We start from the raw sequence: 11,918 nt of genomic DNA, 5'->3' as shown, positions 1-11,918 counted from the left end.
CCGCCCATGTCAACGCGTCGTTCGGTGCTCGCCGTACCCGGCAGTAATCTGCGGATGATCGACAAGGCCAAGGGTTTGCCCGCCGACGAGATCTTTCTCGACCTCGAGGATGCGGTCGCCCCGCCCGCCAAGGCCGCCGCGCGCGCCAATATCGTCGCCGCGCTGAACTCGCCCGGCTGGGGCACGCAGATCAAGGTGGTTCGGGTCAACGACTGGACGACGGAATGGACCTACGCCGACGTCATCTCGGTGGTCGAGGGCGCCGGTCGGGATCTGGACGCGATTCTGCTGCCGAAGGTCCTCGACGGCGCCCAGGTGCGCGCACTCGATCTGCTGCTGACGCAGCTGGAGAAGGCCAACGGCCTCGAGGTCGGGCGCATCGGCATCGAGCCGCAGATCGAGAACGCGCAGGGGCTGCGCAACATCGACGAGATCGCCACCGCCAGTGCGCGCGTGCAGACCCTGGTCTTCGGCCCCGCCGACTTCATGGCCAGTATCAATATGCGCACACTGGTGGTCGGTGAACAGCCCGAGGGCTACGAACCCGGCGACGCCTACCACCACATTCTGATGACCATCCTGCTCGCCGCCCGGGCGCACGGCCTGCAGGCCATCGACGGTCCCTATCTGCAGATCCGCGACCTCGACGGCTTCCGCCGCGCCGCATCCCGTACCGCGGCCCTCGGATTCGACGGCAAATGGGTGCTGCACCCCACCCAGGTCGAGGCGTGCAACGAAATCTTCAGCCCTCGCCAGGCCGACTACGACCGCGCCGAGGAAATCCTGGACGCCTACGCCTACCACACCTCGACCGCCGGCGGTGCCCGCGGCGCGGTGATGCTCGGCGACGAGATGATCGACGAGGCCAGCGCGAAGATGGCCCAGGTCGTCGCGGAGAAGGGGCGGGCCGCCGCGATGACGCGCACCACGAGTTTCGTCCCGCCGCAGGCATAACGACAACTCACAATCGACCGCCCCGTTACTAGTGAAACCTCTTGAACGGCGGGCGAATCCGGCGAGCGGTGGTCCGGGCGTGTTTAGGCTCTGCGCAGCCGAGAGTTGAGGAGTGTGGCTTGTCCGAGGCAACCGTGGACCAGGCAACCGTGGACCAGGCGACCACAGGCGAGGCGACCGCGGATGCGTCGGCATACACGCGGTCGCTGGTGGGATATGCCTACCGTGCCGAGGACTACTACGAGGTCGGGCGGGAGAAGATCCGCGAGTACGCCCGCGCCGTGCAGGATTACGGCTCGGTGCACTGGCGGGAGGCCGACGCGGCGGAGTACGGCTACGGCGCGGTGGTCGCGCCGCCCACCTTCCTGTCGATTCCCGCGATGCTGGCCAATCGCAGGCTGTTCGAACGCGTCATCACCGGCTACGACGTGTACGTGCAGACCGATCAGGTCTTCGAGTTCCATCGGCCGGTGGTCTCCGGCGACCGACTCGTGAGCGATGTCGAGGTCAGCGCGGTGCGCACCATCGCGGGCAAGGATCTGATCACCGTCACCAACACCTTCACCGATCAGTTCGACGAGGTCGTCCACGTGATGCACACGACCGCGGTCGGCGTCACCGGGGAGGACATCGACTCGGGTATCGCGGGTGCGATCGAACGGGTGATCATGCACGGCGTAGGTGCGCCGTCGGCGGCGCCGGGTCTGTCCGAGGCGGAGTTGCTGGACGCCGCCGTCGCCCCGCGTCGCGACCACCGCTTCTCGGAGGTGTCGCGAACACGTGTGCCGCACAACGTCGTCCGGTTCGACGAGGTCGCGGTCGGTGACGAGCTTCCGTCGCGCACCGCGCGAATCACACGCGGTGATCTGGTGAACTACGCGGGCGTCTCGGGTGACGCCAATCCCATCCACTGGCACGACGGCGTCGCCGCGCTCGCGGGCCTGCCCGACGTCATCGCGCACGGCATGCTCACCATGGGGCTCGGCGCGGGCTTCGTCACCGGATGGCTCGGCGACCCGGGAGCGCTGATCAGATACGCGGTGCGGCTGTCGAACTACACGATCGTGGATGCCCGGTCCGCCGGCGTCGTCGAATTCACCGGCCGGATCAAATCCCTCGATCCGCGGACGCGCACGGCCGTCGTGGTGGTCGTCGCGAAGTCGGCGGGCCGCAAGATATTCGGACTGGCCACCGCCGAGGTCCGCTTGGCGTGACGGGGAGCCGCCCGGCTCGTCCGGGTCGACGAGCGCTGCCCACCTGCTGTGATCCTCGCCCGGGCGATGTCCGATTTGCCGCTCCTCGGCGGTAAAATCGGACACGCGGGGCGGCCGCCGGGGCGCCGCATCCAGCCACAGCGGCGATATCGACCTAGGATCGTGGAGTTATGACCAATCCGTTGGGTAGTCCGAATCGCAATCGGCCCGGCTTGCCGACGCCGCCGTCGGGGTGGCCGGTCGCCTCCTATCCGACCTATGCCGAGGCGCAGCGGGCGGTCGACTATCTGGCCGACAACCAGTTCCCGGTGGAGAACATGACCATCGTGGGTGTCGATCTGATGCAGGTCGAACGAGTGCTGGGCCGGCTCACCTGGGGCAAAGTCATTGGCGGCGGCATGGTTTCGGGCGCCTGGCTGGGCCTGTTCCTGGGGTTGCTGCTGAGCCTGTTCACCACGGGTGGCGTGATCGGGCCGCTGGTGGTCGGCCTGGTCGGCGGCGTCATCTTCGGGCTCATCTCGGCGGTGATCCCGTACGCCGCCACCCGCGGCACCCGCGACTTCGCGTCCACCATGCAGTTGGTCGCCGGACGCTACGACGTGCTGTGTGATCCGAAGGTCGCCGAGCAGGCGCGGGATATGCTGGCGCGCCTGGCGCTGTAGGGCTCTGGCACGCTCTAGGGCTATGGAACTCGATCAGGTGCGGTCCGCGGTACTGACGCATTTCGGCATTCCCCGGACGGGGCCGGGATTCGACGACACGCGCTTCGACTCCGCGTCGGTGACCTTCCTCGGCCTGGAACCGATCGACATCCTGCGCATCCCCGACGGCGAGTTCGTGCACTACGTCACCCTCGGTGGCTCCCGGCATCCGATGACCGATTCCGCGGCGGCCCTGGCCGATCCCGTACGCGGCCCGCGCGCCGAATTGGTGCTGACGCTGCGCGGCGGCGCCGGTGCACAGGCGGGGCTGCCGCGCGGACTCGGTGTGCTGATCGCCGCTCCGTCGGTGGAAGGCGTTGTGCTGCAACCGGATGCGCTGCTCGACCTGGGAGAGCCGTTGTGGCACAACGCTCCCTTCACCGCGGTGCTGCTGGGCGAGGCGGATATCGATGAAGTCCCCCTGCCGGAGCCCGCCGATCCGGTGCGATTCCTGTCGGTCGCGCCGATCACCGCCACCGAGGCGGCATGGGTGCGAGTGCGCGGGGCCGCGGCGCTGCGGGACGCGTGGACCGAAGCGGGGATCGACATCCGCGATCCGCACCGCGCCGCGGCGAATCTGTAGTCCTCACAACCACTTGTTACGCCGCAGCGCGACGAACAGCGCGCCGCAGATGACCAGGATCACCACCCACACCATCCCGTAGCCGTAGGTCCACGACAGCTCCGGCATATGGGTGAAATTCATACCGTAGATGCCGGCGATCATGGTGGGCACCGCGGCCATCGCGGCCCAGGCCGAGATCTTGCGCATATCGGTGTTCTGCTGGACGCTCACCTTCGCCAGCGCCGCGTTGATCAGCGCGCTGAGCGCCTCGTCGAAATCGCTGATCCGTTCGGCGACCGCGGTGTGGTGGTCGGCGACGTCACGCAGATAGCGGCGGATCTCCTTCGGCATCGGCAGTTCCGAACTGCGGCTGAGCACCTGTAGCGGCAACGCCAGCGGGTTGACCGCCCGACGCAACTCCACCACCTCGCGCTTGAGCTGATAGATGGCCTCGATGGTGAGCCGGCTGCGCGGGGTGAAGACCTCTTCCTCCATCCCCTCCACATCGTCTTCGACCGACTGGGTCACCAGCAGATACGAATCCACCACGTGGTCGGCGACGGCGTGCAGGACCGCCCCGGGCCCCAGCGCCAGGCGTTCGGGATGCTTCTCCATCTCCTCGCGAACCACCTTCAGCGCGGTGTGCTCGCCGTGACGGACGGTGACCACGAAATTCGCGCCCACGAAGATCATGATCTCGCCGGTCTGCACGATCTCGCTGACCGAATTGGGGTCGTGTTCGAGATATTTCACGGTGCGCAGCACCAGGAACAGGGTGTCGTCGTAGCGTTCCAGTTTGGGGCGCTGATGCGCGTGCACGGCATCTTCGACCGCGAGTTCGTGCAGGCCGAAAATCTCGGCGACCTCGGCCATCTGGTCCGCGTCCGGAGCGTGCATACCCACCCAGACGAAGCCGTCGCCGCGCTCGCGTACCTGCGCCAGCGCATCCGCCGGGGTCACATGCCCGGACTGCCGATGGCCGTCGACATAGACGCCGCAGTCGACGATCGCACGGGCGGTGGGGACCGGGATCCGGGGCAGCTGCGGCCCGCGCCGCGACCTCCCGGAGCCACGGAACGGGGGAAACGGCGGTATCGAGGGCACGTCCCGGATGCTAGTTGGGCAAGATGGAACGCGTGCGCATCGACCTCCACACCCATTCGACCGCATCCGACGGCACAGACACTCCCGGCGAGCTGATGCGCGCGGCCGCCGCGGCGGGGCTGGACGTGGTGGCGATCACCGATCACGACACCACCTCCGGGTGGGACGAGGCGGTCGCCGCGTTGCCCGCTGGGCTGCGTTTGGTGCGCGGGATGGAGATGTCCTGCGTCGGCATGGGGGAGGACGGCTGGCCGGTGCCGGTGCATCTGCTGGCCTATCTGTTCGATCCGGCCGATGCCGCCTTCGCCGCCGAACGCGAGCGGTTGCGCACCGAACGGGTATCGCGGGTGCGCGCGATGGCCGATCTCATGGTGGCCGACGGCCTGCCGATCGATCCGGACGCGGTCCTCGCGGCCGCGGGCCCGGCGGCGGGACGACCCCATCTGGCGCGAGCGCTGGTCGAGGCCGGTGTGGTCCCGACGGTCGGCGCGGCCTTCGACGAACTGCTCGCGCCCCGTGGCCGCTACTACGTCGAGAAGGCCGACACCCCGTTGCGGCAGGCGGTGGACATGGTCGCGGCGGCCGGCGGAGTGACCGTGGTCGCGCACGCGCGGGCCCGCACCCGCGGGCGGCTGCTGGCGATCGACGACATCCGCGATCTGGCCGGGCACGGGCTGGGCGGACTCGAGATCGATCACCCCGATCACAATCCGGCCGACCGGGCGGTGCTCCGCGAGCTGGCACGCGAACTGGACCTCATCGGCACCGGATCCTCGGACTATCACGGCGCCGACAAATCCGTGGGCCTGGGTGAATGCACCACGGACGCAGAGCAATTCGAGCGTCTGGCCGAGAAGGCGAGCGGGGTCGCGGTGATCGCCTCGTGAGAGTCGTGCGGGCGCTCAGCGGAACCGTGGCCGCCGGACTGGTGGTGCTCGCCGCGGTCGTCGTCGGCGCGGCGGTCCTCGGGGTGCGGCGCGGATTTCCGGGACCGGGTGCGAGCAGTGTCGCCTGGCATATCGGAATGGCGGTGCTGGCACTCGGCGCGCAAATTTTTTCCGATCGACGTCGGGGAATTTCGGCGTTTTTCGGATCGCTGGTCGTCTTTGTGGCGGCGGGTTACCTATTGGTTACGCAATGGTGGAATTAGCCTTCGCGTAACAGTTGCGGCCGGATGAATTGTGGCCGAATATTTTCCTTTGTGAGCGTGCGTAGCCGGTCTACTATTCGCGCGGAATCCGAGATCGCGGCGGAGGCGTCCGCCGATGTGCTGGTGGTGGGTGGCGGTCCGGCGGGCGCCTGGGCGGCGTTGACGGCGGCGACGGCCGGAGCGCGGGTGATCCTGGTCGACAAGGGGCGTTCCGGGGAATGCGGACCGACGTCGAAAGGCGTTGTCGCACTGTGGGATATCCCGCCGGGACCGGATCGGGAGCGGGCACTGGTGCGCAGTCTGTCGCACGGCGGCGACCTCGGTGACCCCGAGTGGATGGACCGGGTGCTCGGCGAAACGCATCACCGCATCGCCCATCTGCTGCGCTGGGGATACCGGCAGACCGGAGACGGGCTCGGGACGCGCGTCCATCTCGAGGGCCGGCGGTATCTGGCGGCGCTGCGGCGCACCCTGTTCCGGTTGGGTGTGCGGGTCGTCGACCATCATCCGGCGCTGTATCTGCTGGTCGACGGCGACGGTGTGGTCTGCGGGGCCGGTGGGGTGGCCGGCGACGACCACTACCGCGGCTGGACGGTCCGCGCGGGCGCGGTGGTGCTCGCGACGGGTGGCTGCGCATTCCTGGCCGGCGGCGCCGGAACAGATGTCGACACCGGTGAGGGGTTGCTGATGGCGGTGGAGGCGGGCACCGAACTGTCGGGGATGGAGTTCTCCGGCGCGTACGGACTCGCCACGATGAGCGATCTGCGCGAGCCCCGGTTCGCGAACCTGTACGACGAATCGGGAGCTCGCATCGACGGTGACGACTTCACCGCCCGGTCCGCGGCCCTCGCCGCGCTGGCGCAGGGGCAGGCGGTCTACGCCGACATTCCGCCGGCGCCGGCGGTCCGGTACGGCCCGGCGTCGGCGGCGCCCGCGGGGACCGCGGCGGTGTCCGTGACCGGTGCCGATTCCGTCGGGGCGTCGATCGATCCTCGGTCCGGCTGGGTGCGGTTGCGTCCGGTGCTGCAAGGTACGGTGCGTGGTTCGGGCGGGGTCAGGTTGATCGGATTCGATTGCGCCACAACGGTTCCCGGGCTGTATGCCGCAGGCGACGTGGCCTCGCGGGAACCGATCACCGGTGCCGTCGGCGGATTCGACGGGCACGGTGGCGGGTGGGCGATCTCGTCCGGGATGTGGGCCGGATCGGGCGCGGCGCGGTTCGCTCGCCGCCGCGGCCGGATCGGGGACGCACGGCCGGTTCCGGGGGCCGGGCTGAATCATCACCTGGGGGCCGATGCGCGCGCCGACATCGATCCTCGTGCGGTGATCGGGCTGGTGCAGGAACATACGCTGCCGCTGCGGCGCAGCTACTGGCGCAGTGCGGGCAGTCTGCGCGACAGCATCGCCGAACTCGACGCGATGTGGCCGGTCACCGAATACGGACTCGGCGGCACCGGCGCCGACCAGGTTCGGGCCCGGCAGGCCGCGGCATTGCTGGCCGTGGCCCGCTGGACGAAATACAGCGCCCTGGCCCGGACCGAAACCCGGGGCCTGCATCGGCGCACCGATCATCCCGGCCCGGCCCGCGACTGGCGCCGCCGCCTGCTCACGGGCGGCGTGAACGAGATCTGGGTGCGCCCGGCATGATGTGCCGGATGGGGCCCTGAGCTCACACCGGCGTTCCGGTTCCCGGTGGGACTGTTCACCGCCGCTTCCCAGCACGGGCGAGTTTCCCCTTACGCGCAGGTAATTCGGCGGCCCTACCCTCGGAAGATGGCAGTAGACACCCGGCCTCGGGCCGGTCCCGCATCCGAGCGGATCGCGCCCCGGTCGAGGAGCGATTTTGCAACTCCCTGTTCCTACTGGCAGAATGTTGCGGATTCCCGGCCGACGCCACCGCCCGGTCCGGGACGGTTGGTGACCTTCGGTTCGTGACGCACGGCTCCGATCCGCGGATCACCCCATAGCCTTGCCCGGACCACCCGTCCGGTTCTCGCTCGATGGATCGTGCGCGGCCAGATCGCAAAGAAGCCCGGATCGCAAACACGCGATGCGACGTAATCACCGAACGGTTTTGCGCGACCGCGTGAACGCCCGGTCGGCGCACATCGTTCGAATTCCGAAGACCTTTAATACGAAAACCCGGCGGTAACCGTGAGCCGGTTCAGCCCGGACCGAGCAGGAGTGAAATCGTGTCATCTGTGACTGACGCACCGAATGCCACTACAGCGAGCCGTGAAACCGATACGACCGATCTGTCCGCTATCACGCACGAGGAAATTTTCGCCGGCCATCTCGGTGGCAAGCTTTCGGTGGAATTGTCCTCACCGCTGGAGACCCAGCGGGATCTGTCCATCGCGTACACGCCGGGCGTCGCGCAGGTGAGTCGCGCCATCCACAAGGACGAGGCGCTGGCCAAGCGCTACACGTGGACCGACCGGCTGGTGGTCGTGGTGAGCGACGGCACCGCGGTGCTCGGCCTCGGCGATATCGGCCCGCGGGCGTCGCTGCCGGTCATGGAGGGCAAGGCCGCGCTGTTCAAGAAGTTCGCCGGGCTGGACTCGATTCCGATCGTGCTCGACACCAAGGATGTCGACGAGATCGTGGAGACCCTGGTGCGCCTGCGGCCGAGCTTCGGCGCGGTGAACCTGGAGGACATCTCCGCCCCGCGTTGCTTCGAGATCGAGAAGCGCGTCGTCGAGGCGCTGGACTGCCCGGTCATGCACGACGACCAGCACGGCACCGCCATCGTGGTGCTGGCCGCGCTCAACGGTGCGGCCAAGGTGCAGGGCCGCGATATCGCCGACCTGAAGGTGGTCGTCTCCGGCGCCGGCGCCGCGGGTGTGGCCTGCTCGAACATCCTGCTGGCCGCGGGAGTGTCGGATGTGGTGGTGCTCGACTCGAAGGGCATCGTGAGCCGGGACCGCGCGGACCTCAACGAGGTGAAGGCCGATCTGGCCGCGCGCACCAACCCGCGCGGCATCACCGGCGGTGCGGCCGAGGCCCTGGCCGGTGCGGATGTGTTCCTGGGCCTGTCGGCCGGGACCATCGCCGAGGAATTGATCGCCTCGATGGCGCCGGAGTCGATCGTGTTCGCCATGTCGAACCCGGACCCGGAGATCCATCCGGAGGTCGCGCACCGCTACGCCGCCATCGTGGCGACCGGCCGCAGCGACTTCCCGAACCAGATCAACAACGTGCTCGCCTTCCCGGGCGTGTTCAAGGGTGCGCTGGATGCCGGTGCGCGCCGGATCACCGAGGGGATGAAGGTCGCGGCCGCCAACGCCATCTTCGGTGTCGTGGCCGACGAGCTCTCGGTCGACAAGATCATCCCCAGCCCGCTCGACCCTCGGGTCGCGCCGGCGGTCGCCGAGGCCGTGGCCGCCGCCGCGCGCGCGGAAGGTGTTGCGTAACAACAGGTTCGAACACAACGAGGGCGCCCCGGGAACTCCCGGGGCGCCCTCGCCGTATTCGGATGCCGACGCGCGGCCGCTACTTCTTGTGGCAGGACTTGCGGTAGTCGATCAGCGGCTGCCGTACCCCGCGGAAGTCCTTCAGCTCCTGCTGGTGGCCCTGGCGGTAGGCCTGCATCTCGGCCTTGCGCTGCTCCTTCGGCAGCCCCTTCACCTTGGCCAGTTCGGCGGCCAGATCCGGGTGGCTCGCCAGGAATGCGGCGACCTGCGGAGCGGTCTGGGCCTGAACCTGGGCGCGTGCCTGCGGGCTGCACTGCGGGGCGTCGGCCGAGGCGACGCCGGGCACGGCGACAGCCAGGGCGGCGATTCCGGCGGTGCCGGCCAGCAGGGCGGCGACAGTGCGCTTCATACCGGTAACTCCATTCGTGACGGGATGATGTCGGCTCCGAATCTGCGCGCCGAATCTGAAAGGACCCTGAAAACGCCGAGTGGGCGTACGCGATCTTCAGCCGATCCTCAGGCGGGGGACGGCCCTTCCGGCGATGTCGGACCGACTTCCCGGGCGGGCAGCGTCAGCACGAATACCGCGCCGGTGGTTCCGGGTGGCGGCTCCACGCAGCGCAGGTCGCCGCCGTGGGCGCGGGCGATACCGCGTGCGATGGCCAGCCCCATCCCGGCACCGTCGCGGCGGCGGTCCCGGCTCGTATCCAACCGCACCAAGCGCCCGAAGATGTGTTCGCGCTCGGTGGCCGGTACACCGGGACCGGTGTCGGCGACGCGGATTTCCGATGGGGTGATGCCCGTATCGGTGTCGCCGACCGTTCCCACGGTGAGGGAGACCGCGCCGCCTGGGGGAGTGGCCTGACACGCATTGGCGAGCAGGTTCACCAGGATCTGGCCCACCCGCTCGGGATCGGCGAGGGTGAGCACGGTGTGGCCGGTGAGCCGGAAGTCGATGTCGGGGTGCAGGATTCGCATGCGGTCGACCTGGGCGTGCGCGAGTTCGTACAGGTCGACCGATTGCCGATACAGGGTGAGCCCGGCGTCGATGCGGGCCATGTCGAGCAGATCCTCCACCAGGCGCCCGGCGCGCTGGGCTTCGCGGACCAGCAGCAGATACATGCGTTCGCGCTCTTCGGGTCCGGTGTCGGCGGGCTGGTGCAGGACCGCTTCGGCCATGGCCTTGATGCCGGCGATGGGCGTGCGCAGTTCGTGAGCGGCGTCGCCGACGAAGGCGCGCATCTGTTGTTCGGAGGCCCGTGCCCGGGCTTCGGCGCCCTCCAGGGCGTCCAGCATCTCGTCGAAAGCGCTCGCCGTGCGGCCCAATTCGGTATCGGTGCGGGTGGGGGAGAGGCGGCGGCCGCGGCCACCGCGAGCGATCTCGCGGGCCAGCCGGGTCATCGAATCCAGGGGCGCCAGCGCGTGGCGCAATCCCACCCACAGCGCGGCCGTGATGGCGACGATGGCCGTGGCGGTCACCCCGATCAGGACCAGGCCGAGTCGTGACCGCAGCGCGGTCAATAGCGGGGTGTCGACCTGGAGGGTGAGCCTGGCGCGATCCACCGTTCCGCCACCGCCGAGGGTGACGGTTCTGGTCCGGGGGCTGCCGTCCCCGGCATGCCGGGGCGAGAGGCTGCCGTAGACACTGCCGTCGGTGAGGACCAGCCGGGCTCGTACCGAGCGATTGTCCACGCGGGCGATCAACTCCGCGGGCGGGGTGTTCTGCTGCGCGAGCTGCCGGGCCAGCTGGACTCGGTCGGTGAGTACCGTATTCGCGCTGCGCGCCACCACGACCCCGAACAGACTGTGCACCGCCAGCGCCACCACGATCAGTGCGAGCCCGGAAATGGCTGCGGCAGTGAGGGTTACCCGGCGCCGCAGCGAAATCGTCGGCAGTGCCGGCGGTCGGGGCCGCACCGCCGCGGGCGGGGCCGAGTGGTCCGGCGCGGGTCCGAGAGCGTTCGATCCGGTGGTGTCGTCCGGAGTGCCGGGTGGTGTGGGCGCGGCGTCGGCCGGATCGTCGTTCATCGCGGATTCGCCCGTAACGCGTAGCCCATGCCGCGTACCGTGTGCAGCAGGCGTGGGCCGTATGCCTCCAGTTTGCGGCGCACCGCGCTGACGTAGACCTCGACCAGATTCGGGTCGTAGTCCTCGTAACCCCAGACCGCGGTGAGGATTTGGGTCTTGGTGACGACCCGGTCGCGGTGGGCCGCGAGGTAGGCGAGGAGTTTGAATTCGGTGGCGGTGAGGGTGATCGGTTCGCCGCCGCGCAGCACCACGCCGGAATCGGTTTCCAGCACCAGATCGGCGATGGTGATGCGGCTGTGCATGCGCCCCATCCGCCGCAGCAACGCCTCGATCCGCGCTACCAGTTCGGCCAGGTCGAACGGTTTCACCACGTAGTCGTCGGATCCGGAACGCAGTCCGCGCACCCGGTCCTCCACACCGTCGCGCGCGGTCAGCATCACCACACCGGCGCCGCTGCGGGCGCGCACCACCTCGAGCAGGCCGAAACCGTCGCGACCCGGCAGCATCACGTCGAGGACGACGACATCGGGACGGAATCGCTCCAGATCGGCCTCCAGCCGATCGCCGTGCTCGCGCGCGAGGACCTCGTGTCCGGCGGTGCGCACGGCCGCGGCGACCGCCGTGCGAATGGCGTCGGCGTCTTCGATCAGGAGAATGCGTCCCGGCTGCACCCGCACATTATTCGCCGCACTTGCTGAGACCTGGCTGAATGCCGCTCGAGAGTCCGGTTCGCGCTCCCGCGGAGGCCGCTACTTGTCGGTGGCCGGGCGTAGAATTATCGGTATCGGG

At 69.0% G+C, this 11,918-nt stretch carries 12 protein-coding genes; 8 read left to right on the top strand and 4 right to left on the bottom strand.

All coding sequences use genetic code 11. The features are described 5' to 3' along the window. The first annotated feature begins 6 nt into the window (after positions 1 to 6). From NK1_RS14875 to NK1_RS14860, 4 genes are all read left to right on the top strand, one after another. Positions 7 to 954: an HpcH/HpaI aldolase/citrate lyase family protein gene (locus NK1_RS14875; protein ID WP_063009185.1), complete on the top strand. Its 948-nt coding sequence runs from the start codon at positions 7 to 9 to the stop codon at positions 952 to 954. 149 nt (positions 955 to 1,103) lie between these two features. Beyond that, entirely contained in the window at positions 1,104 to 2,168 is a 1,065-nt protein-coding gene (locus NK1_RS14870; protein ID WP_063009101.1) for a fused (3R)-hydroxyacyl-ACP dehydratase subunits HadA/HadB, read from the top strand. A 170-nt stretch (positions 2,169 to 2,338) separates the two neighbouring features. After that, positions 2,339 to 2,830 carry a YflT domain-containing protein gene (locus tag NK1_RS14865; protein ID WP_039780463.1) on the top strand — a complete coding sequence of 164 codons (492 nt, stop codon included), beginning with the start codon at positions 2,339 to 2,341 and terminating at the stop codon, positions 2,828 to 2,830. 22 nt (positions 2,831 to 2,852) lie between these two features. Continuing rightward, complete coding sequence (locus tag NK1_RS14860) at positions 2,853 to 3,452, top strand: suppressor of fused domain protein (protein WP_083871184.1); 600 nt, start codon at positions 2,853 to 2,855, stop codon at positions 3,450 to 3,452. A gap of 3 nt (positions 3,453 to 3,455) precedes the next feature. On the opposite strand, the gene NK1_RS14855 is transcribed toward NK1_RS14860, so the two are convergent. Then, positions 3,456 to 4,538: a magnesium and cobalt transport protein CorA gene (locus NK1_RS14855; protein WP_063009100.1), complete on the bottom strand. Its 1,083-nt coding sequence runs from the start codon at positions 4,536 to 4,538 to the stop codon at positions 3,456 to 3,458. A 32-nt stretch (positions 4,539 to 4,570) separates the two neighbouring features. On the opposite strand from NK1_RS14855, the gene NK1_RS14850 reads away from it, so the two are divergent. From NK1_RS14850 to NK1_RS14835, 4 genes are all read left to right on the top strand, one after another. Continuing rightward, the gene (locus NK1_RS14850) at positions 4,571 to 5,425 is read left to right on the top strand and encodes a PHP domain-containing protein (protein ID WP_063009181.1); all 855 of its coding nucleotides are present in this window, start codon (positions 4,571 to 4,573) and stop codon (positions 5,423 to 5,425) included. Positions 5,426 to 5,451: 26 nt separating this feature from the next. Next, positions 5,452 to 5,688: a hypothetical protein gene (locus NK1_RS14845; protein ID WP_245660509.1), complete on the top strand. Its 237-nt coding sequence runs from the start codon at positions 5,452 to 5,454 to the stop codon at positions 5,686 to 5,688. Positions 5,689 to 5,739: 51 nt separating this feature from the next. Then, positions 5,740 to 7,335 carry an FAD-binding protein gene (locus NK1_RS14840; protein WP_439955942.1) on the top strand — a complete coding sequence of 532 codons (1,596 nt, stop codon included), beginning with the start codon at positions 5,740 to 5,742 and terminating at the stop codon, positions 7,333 to 7,335. 545 nt (positions 7,336 to 7,880) lie between these two features. Beyond that, the gene (locus tag NK1_RS14835; RefSeq protein WP_373281716.1) at positions 7,881 to 9,101 is read left to right on the top strand and encodes an NAD(P)-dependent malic enzyme; all 1,221 of its coding nucleotides are present in this window, start codon (positions 7,881 to 7,883) and stop codon (positions 9,099 to 9,101) included. 79 nt (positions 9,102 to 9,180) lie between these two features. Here NK1_RS14835 and NK1_RS14830 read toward each other — a convergent pair whose 3' ends face one another. From NK1_RS14830 to NK1_RS14820, 3 genes are all read right to left on the bottom strand, one after another. Continuing rightward, positions 9,181 to 9,510: a heme-binding protein gene (locus tag NK1_RS14830; RefSeq protein ID WP_036504715.1), complete on the bottom strand. Its 330-nt coding sequence runs from the start codon at positions 9,508 to 9,510 to the stop codon at positions 9,181 to 9,183. Positions 9,511 to 9,617: 107 nt separating this feature from the next. Then, on the bottom strand, positions 9,618 to 11,129 hold the full coding sequence (locus NK1_RS14825) for a sensor histidine kinase (RefSeq protein ID WP_084460952.1): 1,512 nt from the start codon (positions 11,127 to 11,129) through the stop codon (positions 9,618 to 9,620). Next, positions 11,126 to 11,800, bottom strand: coding sequence for a response regulator transcription factor (locus NK1_RS14820; protein WP_063009099.1), 675 nt, complete (start codon positions 11,798 to 11,800; stop codon positions 11,126 to 11,128). The genes NK1_RS14825 and NK1_RS14820 overlap by 4 nt, the downstream gene beginning before the upstream one ends. Between the last annotated feature and the right edge of the window lie 118 nt (positions 11,801 to 11,918).

It is taken from the genome of Nocardia kruczakiae NBRC 101016 (genome assembly GCF_001612965.1).
GTDB lineage: Bacteria > Actinomycetota > Actinomycetes > Mycobacteriales > Mycobacteriaceae > Nocardia > Nocardia kruczakiae.
Note: the sequence above shows the minus strand (reverse complement) of the source record. Positions and strands in the feature narration are given on the sequence as shown.

Bases quoted from the DNA above. Each gene is read 5' to 3' on its own strand.
- NK1_RS14825 (WP_084460952.1), bottom strand. From the start codon at position 11,129: ATGAACGACGATCCGGCCGACGCCGCGCCCACACCACCCGGCACTCCG.
- NK1_RS14865 (WP_039780463.1), top strand. From the start codon at position 2,339: ATGACCAATCCGTTGGGTAGTCCGAATCGCAATCGGCCCGGCTTGCCG.
- NK1_RS14875 (WP_063009185.1), top strand. From the start codon at position 7: ATGTCAACGCGTCGTTCGGTGCTCGCCGTACCCGGCAGTAATCTGCGG.
- NK1_RS14860 (WP_083871184.1), top strand. From the start codon at position 2,853: ATGGAACTCGATCAGGTGCGGTCCGCGGTACTGACGCATTTCGGCATT.
- NK1_RS14830 (WP_036504715.1), bottom strand. From the start codon at position 9,510: ATGAAGCGCACTGTCGCCGCCCTGCTGGCCGGCACCGCCGGAATCGCC.